This window comes from Desulfitibacter alkalitolerans DSM 16504 (assembly GCF_000620305.1).
GTDB classification, from domain to species: Bacteria; Bacillota; DSM-16504; order Desulfitibacterales; family Desulfitibacteraceae; genus Desulfitibacter; species Desulfitibacter alkalitolerans.
In genome coordinates this window covers 180,566-193,505 of the sequence record NZ_JHVU01000021.1, presented here as the reverse complement: position 1 = coordinate 193,505, position 12,940 = coordinate 180,566, and the positions used below count along the sequence as shown (strand labels likewise).

Genomic DNA, 12,940 nt, shown 5'->3' with positions numbered 1-12,940 from the left:
GATATAATTGAGAATTACGAGCCAGAGCCACTGCCAAAGGATGTTCAAAAGAAAATTAGGGCGGTAGTTGAAAGGGCAGAATCAAAGCTAAATGCTTAATTAAGAGATGATAATGAAGCAGGAAGCAAGATGCAGGAATTGTGGGCAATTGACAAAGTCAATTGCTTCCATTCCTTGCCTCTTGCCCCTTGCTCTCTTGAAAACTACTGCTTCTTGATTATAGTTTAAAGGGAGTGGATGATATTGGCCGTAGCTTTAGGAATTGATACAGGTGGAACTTATACAGATGGAGTTATTGTAGATTTCTTAATGCAAAAAGTCGTAAATAAAGCAAAAGCTCGAACAACAAGAGAAAACCTCACAATAGGTATAGCTAAATGTATAGAAAGGCTTACCTTTGAAAAGGAAGAAATAAAAATGGTAGCCCTTTCTACTACTCTAGCAACTAATGCAATAGTAGAAGGACGTGGAGGCAGGGTTGGCATTATCTTAATTGGTCATGAGCCCATAGGTGATTTGCCAGTATCCCATTTTGTTGTTGTGCCGGGCGGACACAATATTAATGGAAAAGAATTAGAACCCCTGGATTATGAAAAGACAATCAATGCCATCAAAGCAATGGCCATGAAGGTGGAAGCTATAGCCATATCAGGATATTTAAGCATTAGAAATCCTGAGCACGAATTAGAAGTAGCTAAATTAGTACGTGAATATAGTGAGCTGCCGCTAGTGTGTGCTCATCAACTCACAACCACACTAGGTTTTCACGAAAGAACAGTTACAGCAGCTCTAAATGCCAGACTAATACCTATAATTACTGAGCTTATTGAATCCATAAAGCTAGTACTGCAGAATCAAGGCATAAAGGCCCCCCTAATGATTGTTAAAGGGGACGGCAGCTTGATGAGTGAAACGGTAGCAATTGAAAAACCTATTGAAACTATTCTTTCGGGGCCTGCAGCAAGTATTGTAGGTGCGACGTTTTTGACCAATATTGAAGATGCAATAGTTTTTGACATGGGAGGGACCACTACAGATATTGCCCTGCTGGAAAAAGGCTCACCCAAGTTAAACTCAGAAGGGGCAACAGTTGGAGGATGGCTAACCAGGGTTTTGGCAGCTGACATAAACACCTTTGGCCTTGGTGGGGATAGCTATATTCAATTAAAGGCAAAGGATAGGAAGATAATAATTGGTCCCAGAAGGGTCTGGCCTTTAAGCTATGCAGCAGAAAACTATCCATATTTAAAACAGGAATTATCCATGGTATTAAATGACAGAAGAGAATTATTATATAACCAAAAAACGGACTGCTTCATTTTTTTAAGAGATCCTGATAAAAATGTTAAGCTTAATGCTGCTGAGAACCAGCTCCTTGATATATTAAAGAGAGGGCCTCACAGCCTCCATTACCTCTCCAGGTTAATGGAAAAGGATCCCAACTTTCTGCCTGTTCATAATCTAGAGAACATGGGAATTATTGCTCGTATTTCATTAACTCCTACAGATATTCTTCATGTCCTCGGACATTTTAATCAGTGGGACACTGAAGCAGCCAGACTAGGGGTTGAGATTCTTGCCAATCAAATTAATTCCGATGTGGATGAAATGGCACAGGACTTTATGAAGGCTATCATCAAAAAACTTGCCATGACTATATTACAAACATTAGTAAAAACAGAAGGATATAAACCCCTTGATGATACTAAGGGTTCAAATATATTTTTAGATAAGATCCTGGGGCAGGGGAAAAATGTATTTACCTGTCAGGTTGCCATTCCCATACCTGTTGTAGCCATAGGGGCACCAGTAAACTCCTACCTGCCAGAGGTGTCTAAAATGTTAAATTGTCCACTCATAATTCCTGACAATGCCGAAGTTGCAAATGCAGTAGGTGCAGCCACAGGGAAAGTTATTGAAACTATTCGCTGTCTAATAAAGCCTGGTGGTGAAGGTGGATATATAGTACACCTGCCATGGGAAAGAAAAGGCTTTATTGACCTAGACGATGCATGCAGCTATGGAATGGAGGAAGCGTTAAAACATGCAGAGATTAATGCTAAGAAAGCAGGAGCAGGTGAAATAGAGATCTTTTCCGAAAGGAAAGATGTCTACGGAAAAATTGCAGCTAACTGGGCAGACGAGGTGTATGTTGAAACCAGAATGGTGGTAACAGCCATTGGAAGACCTAATTGGGAGGAAGATAATGGACAATCAAGATAAAAGCAAATGGTTAATAGTTGCGTGCAAAACTTTGGAGGATGAGATTAAGGCGGTTAATAAGGATAACATTGACACCTTGATGGTAGAATATGCATTGCATAGAGTCCCTGATGCTCTAAGAGAAAAACTAAAAAACACAGTCAAGGAGGCTAAAGGGTATAATACTATTCTTTTTGGATATGGACTTTGCTCTAATGGAGCTGCCAATTTGGGATCCCATGAACACACTTTAGTTATTCCCAAGGTCCATGACTGCATAAGTATTTTGCTAGGGTCCAGATCTATCTATGATAAAGAATTTGCAGACTTTCCAGCCACTTACTATTTAAGTAAAGGTTGGATAGACCAGAAAGCAGGACCTTTGGACAGTTATAAAGAATATATAGAGAAATATGATGAAAGTACAGCTAAATGGATTATAGACATGGAATATGCAAACTACAAGCGGGTGGTATATGTTCATACAGTAGAGGCACCTGCCAGATATATTGATTATGCTAAAGAGGTTGCTGATTTTCTAGGTGTTGCTTTTGAAGAACGGGATGGATCACTTAGACTGTTAGAAAAGCTTGTTTCTGGTAATTGGGATAAGGAGTTCATTGTAAATCCGCCTGGCCAAATAGTTATGGCCAGAAGCTTTTTGTAAATAAATAAACACCAATTCAGACCTTCAAGATAATTAAAGTATTTGTTTGAGTCAAATTTAATTGAACGAAGGTCTGAAAAATAGTTTTAATGAAATACTCAGGGTTTTTCAACTATTAAATAATAATATTTCACAAGAAAAACATTATGAATGGGTTTTTTGAATTAATAAAATACAAATATATTATTATAAGTATAATATATTGAAAATTCATGCAAGAAAAAATAATTGGACAACTAATTTTTTAAATATTTAGTCAAAGGGTAAAATGCCGTCAACACTGGTCTTAAGCGCTTAAAACAGGGAGGTGAATTATGCCAATACTTTGAAGATTTTCTGTTGTGGTAGGTGTTAACAGTAAAAGGGAAATATAAAAACTGTTTGGAGGTGTATTGTGTGAGTATTTTTAAAAGAGTTGACAACCATATTTTCTGGATTTCTGCTATCATAGCCGGCATCTTTGTTATCTGGACAGTATTGATGCCAGAGCAGGCTGGCGGCGTGTTTAGCAGCGTTTTAGCATTTCTTACAGGTAATTTTGGCTGGTCTTATCTGCTTGCAATGACCTTATTTTTACTATTTTGTATAGTAGTGGCCTTCAGCAAGTTTGGTAAGATCAAGCTGGGCAAGGATGATGAAAAGCCAGAATATTCAACCATAACATGGTTTTTCATGCTCTTTAGTGCCAGTATGGGAATTGGTTTGGTATTTTGGAGTATAGCTGAACCAATGTATCACTTTGGAGGACCTCCCTTTGCTGAGCCTGGAACTGCAGCAGCAGCAGAAGAAGCAATGAGGTATACCTTCTACCACTGGGGGCTGCATCCATGGGGAGTATATGCTCTAGTTGGTATGGCCCTTGCGTATTTTTCATTTAGAAAGGGAATGCCCTTTCTGGTCAGTTCCACCTTTGCGCCTATTCTTGGGGAAAAGGGAACCAGGGGTGCTCTAGGTAAAGCCATTGACATTTTATCAGTATTTGCCACTATTTTTGGTGTTGCCACTTCTCTTGGACTTGGTGCAATGCAGATTACTACAGGCTTGTCCATGAATTATGGAACTCCAGATACAATACCAATGACTTTAGGGATTATAGCAGTTATTACAGTACTCTTTACAGTATCTGTGGTTACAGGTATTAACAGGGGGATTAAATATTTAAGCTATGTAAATATGACCTTGGCCCTTATTTTTATAGCGTTTTTCGTTTTCTTTGGGCCATTTAAATTTATCCTAAACACCCTTGTTACTACAATGGGTTATTACCTTCAAAATCTTCCCTGGATGAGTTTATATGCCGATCCCTATAGGGTAATGGCCGAGCATACAGGTTACGACTGGATAGGTGCCTGGACAGTATTTTACTGGGCATGGTGGATTGCTTGGGGTCCCTTCTGTGGTGCATTTATTGCCCGTATTTCTCGTGGACGTACGGTGAGAGAAGTTGTAATTGGTTCCTTATTTGCACCTGTTCTCTTTAGCTTTATCTGGCTGAGCTCATTTGGTGGCTCTGCCCTCTGGATTGACCTATTTGGAGTTGGAGGAATTACAGAAGCAGTATTTGCCAGCGTATCCTCAGCCTTCTTTGTGACCCTTGGCCATTTCCCAATGGTGGGTCTAATGTCCTTCCTGGCAACATTAATGATTGCTACATTCTTCATAACTTCAGCTGACTCAGCTACCTATGTAAGTGCTGCTTTAACCTCTGGTGGAGATCCTGACCCTGAATCTTCATTGAGGGTTGTCTGGGGAGTGGCAAAAGGTGCTGTTGCAGCAGTTCTGCTGCTGGCGGGAGGCCTGAAAGCCTTACAGACAGCATCTATTGCGGCGGCTTTCCCATTCATGATTGTTATGCTGTTCATGATGTACACTCTTTGGAAGGCCTTCTCCAGCGAGGTTGGTGGAATGATCTTTACACCCCAACCCTCATCAGAGGCTGATATCTGCCACACAACTTCACTAGGCAGCTGCGGAACCAAGGAAGAGCACAAAGGATAAAGGATAAATGTAAAAACCGGGGAGAGTCTCCTCCCCGGTTTTCGATTCCCCTATTAGAAATGATAATTACGTTTGGCTATGCAAATTGGCCTTGTAGCATCTGGTTTAAGGATGACAAGAAGATCTGGGACAATATTTATCCAGGAGTTTTTTGAATAATGATAAATGAAGCTGCTCGTCCTTAATTATACGCTGCAGCATATTTTGCACATGGGGATCATCAATGGCAATTATCTGCTGTCGATACTGCTTTATTGCTGCGTTTTCTGCTTGTATATCTGCATGAATCTGCAAACATGGCTCACCGGTGAGATAATTAACATACCTGCCTGACCACCACGCCCCATTGGACCCTAAATATCTAGGGTCTCCTCCTAGAAGGATAATCAGCTTAGCCAATATCTCCAAATGAAACATTTCTACAATGGCAACTCCTTCAACTACATCAGCAAATTCTGGTAGGGCATCCTCTGAATCATAGTGATGATAGAGATACATACTAATTGCCGTCATTTCACTTACTGTGCCTGCGTAGCTATCTAGAAGAATATTGGCATACTGTGGATTGGGTTCCATAACTTTAATAGGTGGATATGGTTCTCTTATGTGAGGAATATTTATGGTCCCATGTAATTGATCCGACAACTCTCTTTTTTCATGTTCCATAAAAAATCACTCCCTTTTTAATAACATTTTATGGAATTAAATAAAGGTTGTTACTAAATGATGTAAAGTTTTATAATAGCAGCTTGCAAATATGGGTAACACTTTTTTATCAGCAATCATACTATAAAAGTGAAGTTAACAAAATTAAAGGAGGTATTCTAAATGAGTCATCGTCCGCCAAAGTGCAAGGACAATAGCTGGTTAATCATCATTATTATCCTATTTTTGTTCATGGGGCAGGGTCCTATAGGGATAATCGAAGATGAGCTGTTGATTATTATCTTGTTACTGTTATTTATGATGCCAAACCTTTTTGGAGGGTTTGAAGCTAGTTCTGAAGAGTAAATACATTACCAAGCTGCTGCATGGCTGCTAATTTAGGCAGCTGTGCAGCACCTTTATTAAATATATAGGAGGGAAAATGGTGGGAAACAACAACAAATTAGATATAAATCAATTACTTTCAATGTTAGATAGTAATGATCTTATGGAAAACATTAATCGATTAGCATTTATGATGGGTAACCCTGAAAAGGGAGAAAGTATTAAAAATATGATAGGTGGGCTTCTAAGTCAAAAGTCACAAGAAATTGAGAGTGTGAGCTCTAGTATGAAACATGTAGACCCGGCTATTAATCTATTATTGGCAATTAAACCATACTTATCAGAAAATAGACAGCGCATATTAGATGATTCCATGAAAACATTAAATATGTCATTCTTTATTAGGGAGTTAAAAAGGATGACATAAAGAAAGGGGGACTTTTTTTGCGAAGAAACTTTAGATTTAATAATACTGAATATGAGACCAATAGCAGAAAAAATGCTGCTCCAAAAACCTCTAAAGATAAAAAAGTCAAAGAAGGTGAACTGGAGCAGGAAATAGTTGAGCAAAACGTGGAGACTAATCTTGATGAAGAAAAAGTTATTGAACATAGTGAGGATAAATACATTGACCATTCTGAGGAATATTCTAAAGGCTTGGAAATCTGGCAAAATGAGACTTTTTCTTCACTACCTGCAAAACTTCCGGGTCCACTAGCTTTTATTGATGAAGACGTATTATTACTCATTATTTTATTTATACTTCTACAGAGTCCAATAAAAGACTTTAGTCTGCTTCTGATAATTTTTCTGCTAATATTAAACAAGTGAGATTATTGAATTGATTAAAGCCTTCCTGCTTTCTACAAGAGTTTCGGGAAGGTTTTTATTTTGGGCACTTTAACTAGATAATGTAGCAGTTATACTCCTAATTCATATTATGTATTGGGGGTGTCGACAAATGAAGAATATATTTAAGACTCTACAAAAGAATAGAAAAAAGCTTTTAGATATGGATAATGTTGTTGGAGTGGGCATTGGATATAAAGAAAAGAGTGGAGAACCAACAGCTGAGGAATCGGTGGTTGTGTTTGTAAAGAAAAAAGTAAGAAAAGGGGATTTAAGGTCTCACCAGGTTATACCTGACAAAATTGAAGAGACAAAAACTGATGTTATTGAAATAGGGGAAATGAAGCTTCTAGTTAATACCCAAAGATATAGACCAGTTAGACCAGGGTGCAGCATAGGCCATTATGCAATTTCAGCAGGCACCTTAGGGGCTATAGTTCGAGACAAAAGAACTGGAGAAAGACTGCTTCTTTCCAATAATCATGTCCTTGCCAATGTGACTAATGGAAGAGATGGAAGAGCCAGGGAAGGGGATGTGATACTACAGCCTGGAGCCTATGATGGGGGTAAAAGGGATAAAGATGTTGTGGCCTATTTGTATAGATATGCTCCAATATCAAAGATCATGTCAGAAAGTGATTGTCCAGTTGCAGCTGCAGCAGTCTCAACAGTTAATAGTGTATTTAAAATGGTAAAACCATCCTATTCCATGAAGCTCATGAAAACCAGCAATCAAAATAATATTGTTGATGCAGCTGTTGCTAAGCCGGCACGTGTCGATATTAGTGATGAAATTTTAGAAATTGGAATAGTTAGAGGTGTTGCTGAACCTAAACTGGGAGATAAGATTAAAAAAAATGGCAGGACTACCGGTTATACGGAAGGCAGTGTTAAGGCCGTGGATGTTGCAATGAAGGTATCTTTAGGAGAAGACAGTTATGCAGTGTTTACCGAGCAGGTTTTAAGTGACATAAAATCAGCCCCGGGAGATAGCGGTTCATTAATACTAGACAGCAACAACAGGGCTATTGGCCTTTTATTTGCAGGCTCAGATACTGCTACTCTTTTTAATAAGATATCAAATGTCATGAAAGAACTAGAAGTAGAGTTTTAAAAGGGTGACCAGTCACCCTTTTAAATACTAACCTGCTTCAACCCGCTTTAATGGGATTGCCCATGCCGCAGAGTATCTTTTTGGTCTATGAAAGCAGTTTAGCAGATATATAAGTTATATAAGTGCATCTTAATCACTTTATACTTATGGAGAGGAGAGTTGTTGGGTGGTAGTGTCAATAATTATACCCTGTAAAAATGAAGGCAAAAACATAATAATGACCCTTGATTCCTTATTTAAATCAATTAATAAAGTGGATTATGAAGTAATTGTTATAGATGATGGATCTAATGATAACTGCTGTAATGGCATTGAAAAAAAATATCAAACAATAAAGCTTTATAGAACTGAAGGCATGGGTGCGGCCAGAGCTAGAGACTATGGAGCCGAAAAAGCAAAGGGTAATGTATTAATCTTCTGTGATGCACATTTGACGTTTAATAACCATTGGATGGATAAACTAGTATCCTTCCTGGGTCAATATGACGCTGTATCTCCTGGAATTGGGGTTATGGAAAATCCCATTGCTGCAGGATATGGACTCACATGGGATAAGTCTCTAAAAGCAAAATGGTATACAGAAAAGCCCAGGACTGGCAAAAAAGTTCCCTTTTTGCCGGGAGGCTGCCTTTGTATTAAAAGAACAGTTTTTGAGGATATTGAGGGCTTTGATAAAGGATTTATAGTATGGGGGCATGAAGATGAGGAGATCTCTTTAAAGCTCTGGCTTTTTGGATATTCATGCTGCATTTATCCAGAAGTCCTGGTTTTTCATAAATTCAGGACCCAACATCCATATAAAGTAACCTTTGAGCACGTACATTACAATTTTCTCCGTATGGTCTACAGTCATTTTAATGAACAGCGAATAAACAAGGTGAAAGCCATGCTGCAGGATAGTTATGGCTATAATGAAGCTGTAATAAAATTAAATACAAGCAACATAGCTGTACAAAGAACTAGATACTTTAAAAAGAGAAAGTATGATGATGATTGGTTTTTCTCCAGATTTGAAATCCCTTTTTAACTCTACAGGAAAAGCATCCCCCACTTGCAAATATTTTACAGTAGATTTTTTCTCCAGGTACTCCTGAATTATATTTTTTTTCTCGTAATAAGGTTATAAGAACAGGCAAGAAAATATTATCATCAAGGGGGAATTTTATGACAAAGCACTTTCCAAAGTTAAAAAGACTGTTAAGCATCATATTGGTAATTGGTTTCTTGATAGGGTTATCAATCCCTGCATATGCCCAAACACTAAGTCTTCAGGCAAAACCTTCCGCTAATATGGATGTATATGAACTGTCAATAAATGATGAAGTAATTATGCGTTTCAGGAGCTTGCCGCAAGGATTAACAGCATATGAAAGATGCAGAATCATACTAAGCAGGATTAACATGCTTAGTAAACAAGGAAGCTTAAATGCTGACGACATAAAAGTTCAACTAGTTAATGGAATGCCAACATTAACTGTGGGTGGACAAGTTCTGGCAACAGTAACAGGTGCAGATCTCCAGGCGAACAATTCAACACAATGGGGTTTATTAGAAAGCTGGCAAAAGAATTTCAAAAGGGCATTGATAAAGCCCCAAAGTCCGGCACCAAACAACCCTGTAATCCAGCCAGTTCCAAGTAAGCCTGCACCACAACCAAGCCAGCCTGCTCCAAGCAAGCCTGCACCACAACCAAGCCAGCCTGCTCCTGCTCAACCTGCTCCAAGCAAACCGGACCAGAGCTCAATACTAACGGCTGATGAGCAGAAGATGTTGAATTTAGTTAACCAGGAAAGGGCCAGGGCAGGCCTACCGGCATTAAAGGTTCATACTGAGCTGGTAAAATTAGCAAGACTTAAGTCTCAGGATATGATAAATAACAGGTACTTTTCACATCAGTCACCTGTGTATGGTTCACCCTTTGACATGATGAGATCAGCAGGAATATCCTATACGAGGGCTGGAGAAAATCTAGCGGGTGCCTCTACAGTAGAAAGGGCCCATACAAATCTGATGAATTCACCAGGTCATAGGGCTAACATCTTAAATAAGGATTTTACCCATATAGGTATAGGAATTGTTGATGGTGGTCCATATGGGAAAATGTTTACTCAAATGTTCATAAGACCTTAATAAAAACTTTTGGAAGAAAGTGGCTTATTAATTAAGCTGCTTTTTTCTTTTTACTTGTCACCATTTTAGGGCAAGGACATACAATATATAAAAATAAATAATGAAAAACTTATGGAATTTAGTCAATATTTTTTTGCCAGTGCATATATTATGATGAGAGTTTATCCTATGGCTACACCACCAGGAATTAAAAGTGAAATTTAAGTGGTGCCGTAAAGCCCCAGGATAATGGTTTGTAACCGTCAGCTGTATTCATAAGGTAGACAGTTGATGTTAAGTACTCTGTTTATGGAAAGGAGGTATAAATTAATAATGCCAATGGACCTTATTGATGTTCAAAGAAGACTGCTAAAGGTTCAAAATGTGGTCGGGGAAGATACTCAACAGGTAAAGGTACTAAATGAAATAGCTTTTCCCGTTCAAATTAGAAAAATATGGGACACAATGGCCGAAGTGAGAGACGTAGAAATAAATGTAATAAAGGATAAGGTTATAGTGGAAGGTATTATCCACAAGCAAATTTTCTATGTTTCTGATGAAAATAGAATAGTAGATGGAATTAAGTATCAAAAGGGAGAAGTTTTTGAGCTATCAGTTGATGAACCATTTATTGCCCATGTTGACATACCAGGTACAAGGCCCGGCTTCCATGTTCAGGTGGCAACAAGAATTGAGTTTATAGGGTATGATGAAATTAAGCCAATCCAGCCAAAGCCTAAACCACACTCCGAAGGTGAGGCCATGCATCATCCCCATCCTAAGCCAGAACCAGCGCGCAATCTCTGGAGACAGACATTAATCTTAGAAGTGTTTGTAAAAGTTACAGAAACAGTTCAAATGGAGGTAGTAGTAGATGTAGTAGCACCAGAACTGGACCTTGAAGTAATCAAGGAATTGCTGAAGGTTCAAAGTGTAGTTGGAGAAGATGAAAATCAGGTTTCAGTTGTACGGGATATTGAATTTGATAGACGAGTCAAGAAAATTAGAAACATCCAAACAAAAATTGAAAATGTGACAACTAAAATTGTTCCTGACAAGATTATTGTTGAAGGAGTTTTACACAAGCAAATATTTTATGTGGAGCAAAATACTAATAAGGTTTTTGAACAGACTGTCAGAGAAAGCTTTACTGCTTTTGTGGATGTTCCTGGTGCACGTCCCGGCCACACAGTTCAAGTCACCGTTGAAGTTGAATTTGTTGACATCGATTTACGTAATGGCAATGCACACGAGGGCTTCAGAAGTGGAAGGCAGACTGCAGTTTTAGCAGTATTTGCCAAGGTCACAGAAGAGCTGCAAATTGATGTGGTAGTTGATGTAATTGGAGACGTTGATGTATTTAAGGAGTTACTGAAGGTAGAAAGTGTAATTGCCGAGGACAGCAAACAGGTTACAGTGAAAAATGATGTTGCCTTAATGAGACCAGCCAAGAAAATAGCTGAAACAGATGCTACAGTTAATATTAACTTTACTGAAACCAAGATAATAAATGACAAGGTCATTGTGGTAGGAGAGGTTAAAAAGCAAATTTACTATGTGGATCTCTGTACAGGAGGGGTTTTTGAACAGGGTGTAGTAGAGAAATTTACAACCTTTGTTGATTTGCCAGGTGCCCGACCAGGTATGAATCTGCATATTACAGGCGAAGTAGAGTTTGTTGAATTTGCTCCCCCAAAATATCCTGAGGATGTATGTAAGTTATTTGAATGGAGTAAATTTGACCCTGAAAAATTTCCATGGAAGCAAACAGCCGTTGTTCAGGTGTTCGTAAAAGTAACTGAGACCCTTCAGCTGGATGTTGTAACAGATGTGGTGGCTGTTGAACCAACTCCAACGCCTACACCAACACCAGCACCTACAGAATGCCCGCCAGGATCAACTATTACAATCTATTATATTCAAAAGGGAGATACCCTATTTAAGCTGGCCCAGAAATATAATACCACAGTTGATGCCATTTTAGCCCTTAATCCGGGAATAGACCCCAAAAATCTGCAGGTTGGCCAGAGAATTAAAATATGTGTTTTTAAACCGCTGGGTTAAAAATACTAAGGAAACAGAGATTAAAGACCTCATTTTAAAATGTGAGGTCTTTAATTATGCAATTGTTACATAAAAGGCGCAAGATAGAAAAAACTAAGAGATATGAATAGCTTTTATGAGGTGAAACTATGCATGTTATAGTTTGTGTAAAGCAGGTGCCTGACACAACAGAGGTTAGAGTTGATCCAGAAACAAACACCTTAATAAGAGAAGGGGTACCCTCCATAATTAATCCCTATGATGCTCATGCTGTGGAGGCTGCCGTATCCTTGAAGGAAGAGTATGGAGGAAAGGTTACTGTGATTTCAATGGGCCCACCTCAAGCAGAAGAAGTTATGAGGCGCAGCATAGCTATTGGAGCAGATGAAGGAATTTTATTAAGTGACAGAAACTTTGCTGGATCTGATACATTAGCTACCAGCTATATTCTAGCTAAGGGAATAAAGCGGCTTGCAGAAAGGGAACCTGTAGATTTGATTCTATGCGGCAAACAGGCTATAGATGGAGATACGGCCCAGGTGGGACCGGGAATAGCTGTTCGTCTTAATATTCCCCAACTAACCTATGTTATGAAGATAGAAAGTGTTGATATAGAAAACAGGGAGATTATAGTGCATCGGAAGCTAGAGGACAAAAGGGTTCGTGCAGCATGTAAACTTCCGGTATTGCTAACAGTTGTTAAAGATATAAATGAAATTAGATATGCAAGCCTGCCAAATTTAATTAAATCTGCCAGGTATAAACCTAACATTTGGTCCCAAAAAGAGCTGGAGCTTGATATACAACAAATAGGCCTTAAGGGATCCCCTACCTCTGTAAGTAAAATTTTTGCTCCACCTCAAAGGGGAAAAGGGGAAATTATTCCTGGAGGGCAGGATAGCCCTGATGAAGCAGCAGGTCTCCTGGTGCAAAAATTATTAATAACCAAAATAATAGCTAATAAATAG

12 protein-coding genes are annotated in these 12,940 nt (G+C 38.7%); 11 read left to right on the top strand and 1 reads right to left on the bottom strand.

All coding sequences use genetic code 11. From position 1 onward, the window contains the following. Positions 1–243 precede the first annotated feature (243 nt). From K364_RS0102225 to K364_RS22570, 3 genes are all read left to right on the top strand, one after another. Entirely contained in the window at positions 244–2,223 is a 1,980-nt protein-coding gene (locus K364_RS0102225; RefSeq protein ID WP_028306663.1) for a hydantoinase/oxoprolinase family protein, read from the top strand. Further along, positions 2,207–2,869, top strand: a complete 663-nt coding sequence (locus K364_RS0102220; protein WP_028306662.1) for a DUF1638 domain-containing protein — start codon at positions 2,207–2,209, stop codon at positions 2,867–2,869. The genes K364_RS0102225 and K364_RS0102220 overlap by 17 nt, the downstream gene beginning before the upstream one ends. A gap of 396 nt (positions 2,870–3,265) precedes the next feature. Beyond that, complete coding sequence (locus K364_RS22570) at positions 3,266–4,867, top strand: glycine betaine uptake BCCT transporter (RefSeq protein ID WP_242841635.1); 1,602 nt, start codon at positions 3,266–3,268, stop codon at positions 4,865–4,867. A 105-nt stretch (positions 4,868–4,972) separates the two neighbouring features. Here K364_RS22570 and K364_RS0102210 read toward each other — a convergent pair whose 3' ends face one another. Continuing rightward, positions 4,973–5,533, bottom strand: coding sequence for a ferritin-like domain-containing protein (locus K364_RS0102210; RefSeq protein ID WP_051533757.1), 561 nt, complete (start codon positions 5,531–5,533; stop codon positions 4,973–4,975). Positions 5,534–5,695: 162 nt separating this feature from the next. Here K364_RS0102210 and K364_RS0102205 point away from each other — a divergent pair, with 162 nt between their 5' ends. The 8 genes from K364_RS0102205 to K364_RS0102170 all read left to right on the top strand — a co-directional run bounded on the left by K364_RS0102205 (position 5,696) and on the right by K364_RS0102170 (position 12,940). Continuing rightward, a complete protein-coding gene (locus K364_RS0102205) occupies positions 5,696–5,878 on the top strand; it encodes a hypothetical protein (protein ID WP_028306660.1) in 183 nt (60 codons plus the stop codon). Positions 5,879–5,957: 79 nt separating this feature from the next. Next, the gene (locus K364_RS0102200) at positions 5,958–6,284 is read left to right on the top strand and encodes a hypothetical protein (RefSeq protein WP_028306659.1); all 327 of its coding nucleotides are present in this window, start codon (positions 5,958–5,960) and stop codon (positions 6,282–6,284) included. Between the two features lie 17 nt (positions 6,285–6,301). Next, positions 6,302–6,688, top strand: a complete 387-nt coding sequence (locus K364_RS0102195) for a hypothetical protein (RefSeq protein WP_028306658.1) — start codon at positions 6,302–6,304, stop codon at positions 6,686–6,688. 130 nt (positions 6,689–6,818) lie between these two features. Then, the gene (locus K364_RS0102190) at positions 6,819–7,820 is read left to right on the top strand and encodes a chymotrypsin family serine protease (RefSeq protein ID WP_028306657.1); all 1,002 of its coding nucleotides are present in this window, start codon (positions 6,819–6,821) and stop codon (positions 7,818–7,820) included. Between the two features lie 166 nt (positions 7,821–7,986). Next, positions 7,987–8,847, top strand: a complete 861-nt coding sequence (locus K364_RS0102185; RefSeq protein ID WP_028306656.1) for a glycosyltransferase family 2 protein — start codon at positions 7,987–7,989, stop codon at positions 8,845–8,847. Positions 8,848–8,984: 137 nt separating this feature from the next. Then, on the top strand, positions 8,985–9,950 hold the full coding sequence (locus K364_RS25375) for a CAP domain-containing protein (RefSeq protein WP_028306655.1): 966 nt from the start codon (positions 8,985–8,987) through the stop codon (positions 9,948–9,950). A gap of 312 nt (positions 9,951–10,262) precedes the next feature. Further along, entirely contained in the window at positions 10,263–11,993 is a 1,731-nt protein-coding gene (locus tag K364_RS0102175; protein ID WP_028306654.1) for a DUF3794 and LysM peptidoglycan-binding domain-containing protein, read from the top strand. 128 nt (positions 11,994–12,121) lie between these two features. Continuing rightward, positions 12,122–12,940, top strand: coding sequence for an electron transfer flavoprotein subunit beta/FixA family protein (locus K364_RS0102170; protein ID WP_028306653.1), 819 nt, complete (start codon positions 12,122–12,124; stop codon positions 12,938–12,940).

Coding starts and splice junctions, on each gene's coding strand:
- K364_RS0102220 (WP_028306662.1), top strand. CDS start 2,207: ATGGACAATCAAGATAAAAGCAAATGGTTAATAGTTGCGTGCAAAACT.
- K364_RS0102210 (WP_051533757.1), bottom strand. CDS start 5,533: ATGGAACATGAAAAAAGAGAGTTGTCGGATCAATTACATGGGACCATA.
- K364_RS0102205 (WP_028306660.1), top strand. CDS start 5,696: ATGAGTCATCGTCCGCCAAAGTGCAAGGACAATAGCTGGTTAATCATC.
- K364_RS0102190 (WP_028306657.1), top strand. CDS start 6,819: ATGAAGAATATATTTAAGACTCTACAAAAGAATAGAAAAAAGCTTTTA.
- K364_RS25375 (WP_028306655.1), top strand. CDS start 8,985: ATGACAAAGCACTTTCCAAAGTTAAAAAGACTGTTAAGCATCATATTG.
- K364_RS0102175 (WP_028306654.1), top strand. CDS start 10,263: ATGCCAATGGACCTTATTGATGTTCAAAGAAGACTGCTAAAGGTTCAA.
- K364_RS0102170 (WP_028306653.1), top strand. CDS start 12,122: ATGCATGTTATAGTTTGTGTAAAGCAGGTGCCTGACACAACAGAGGTT.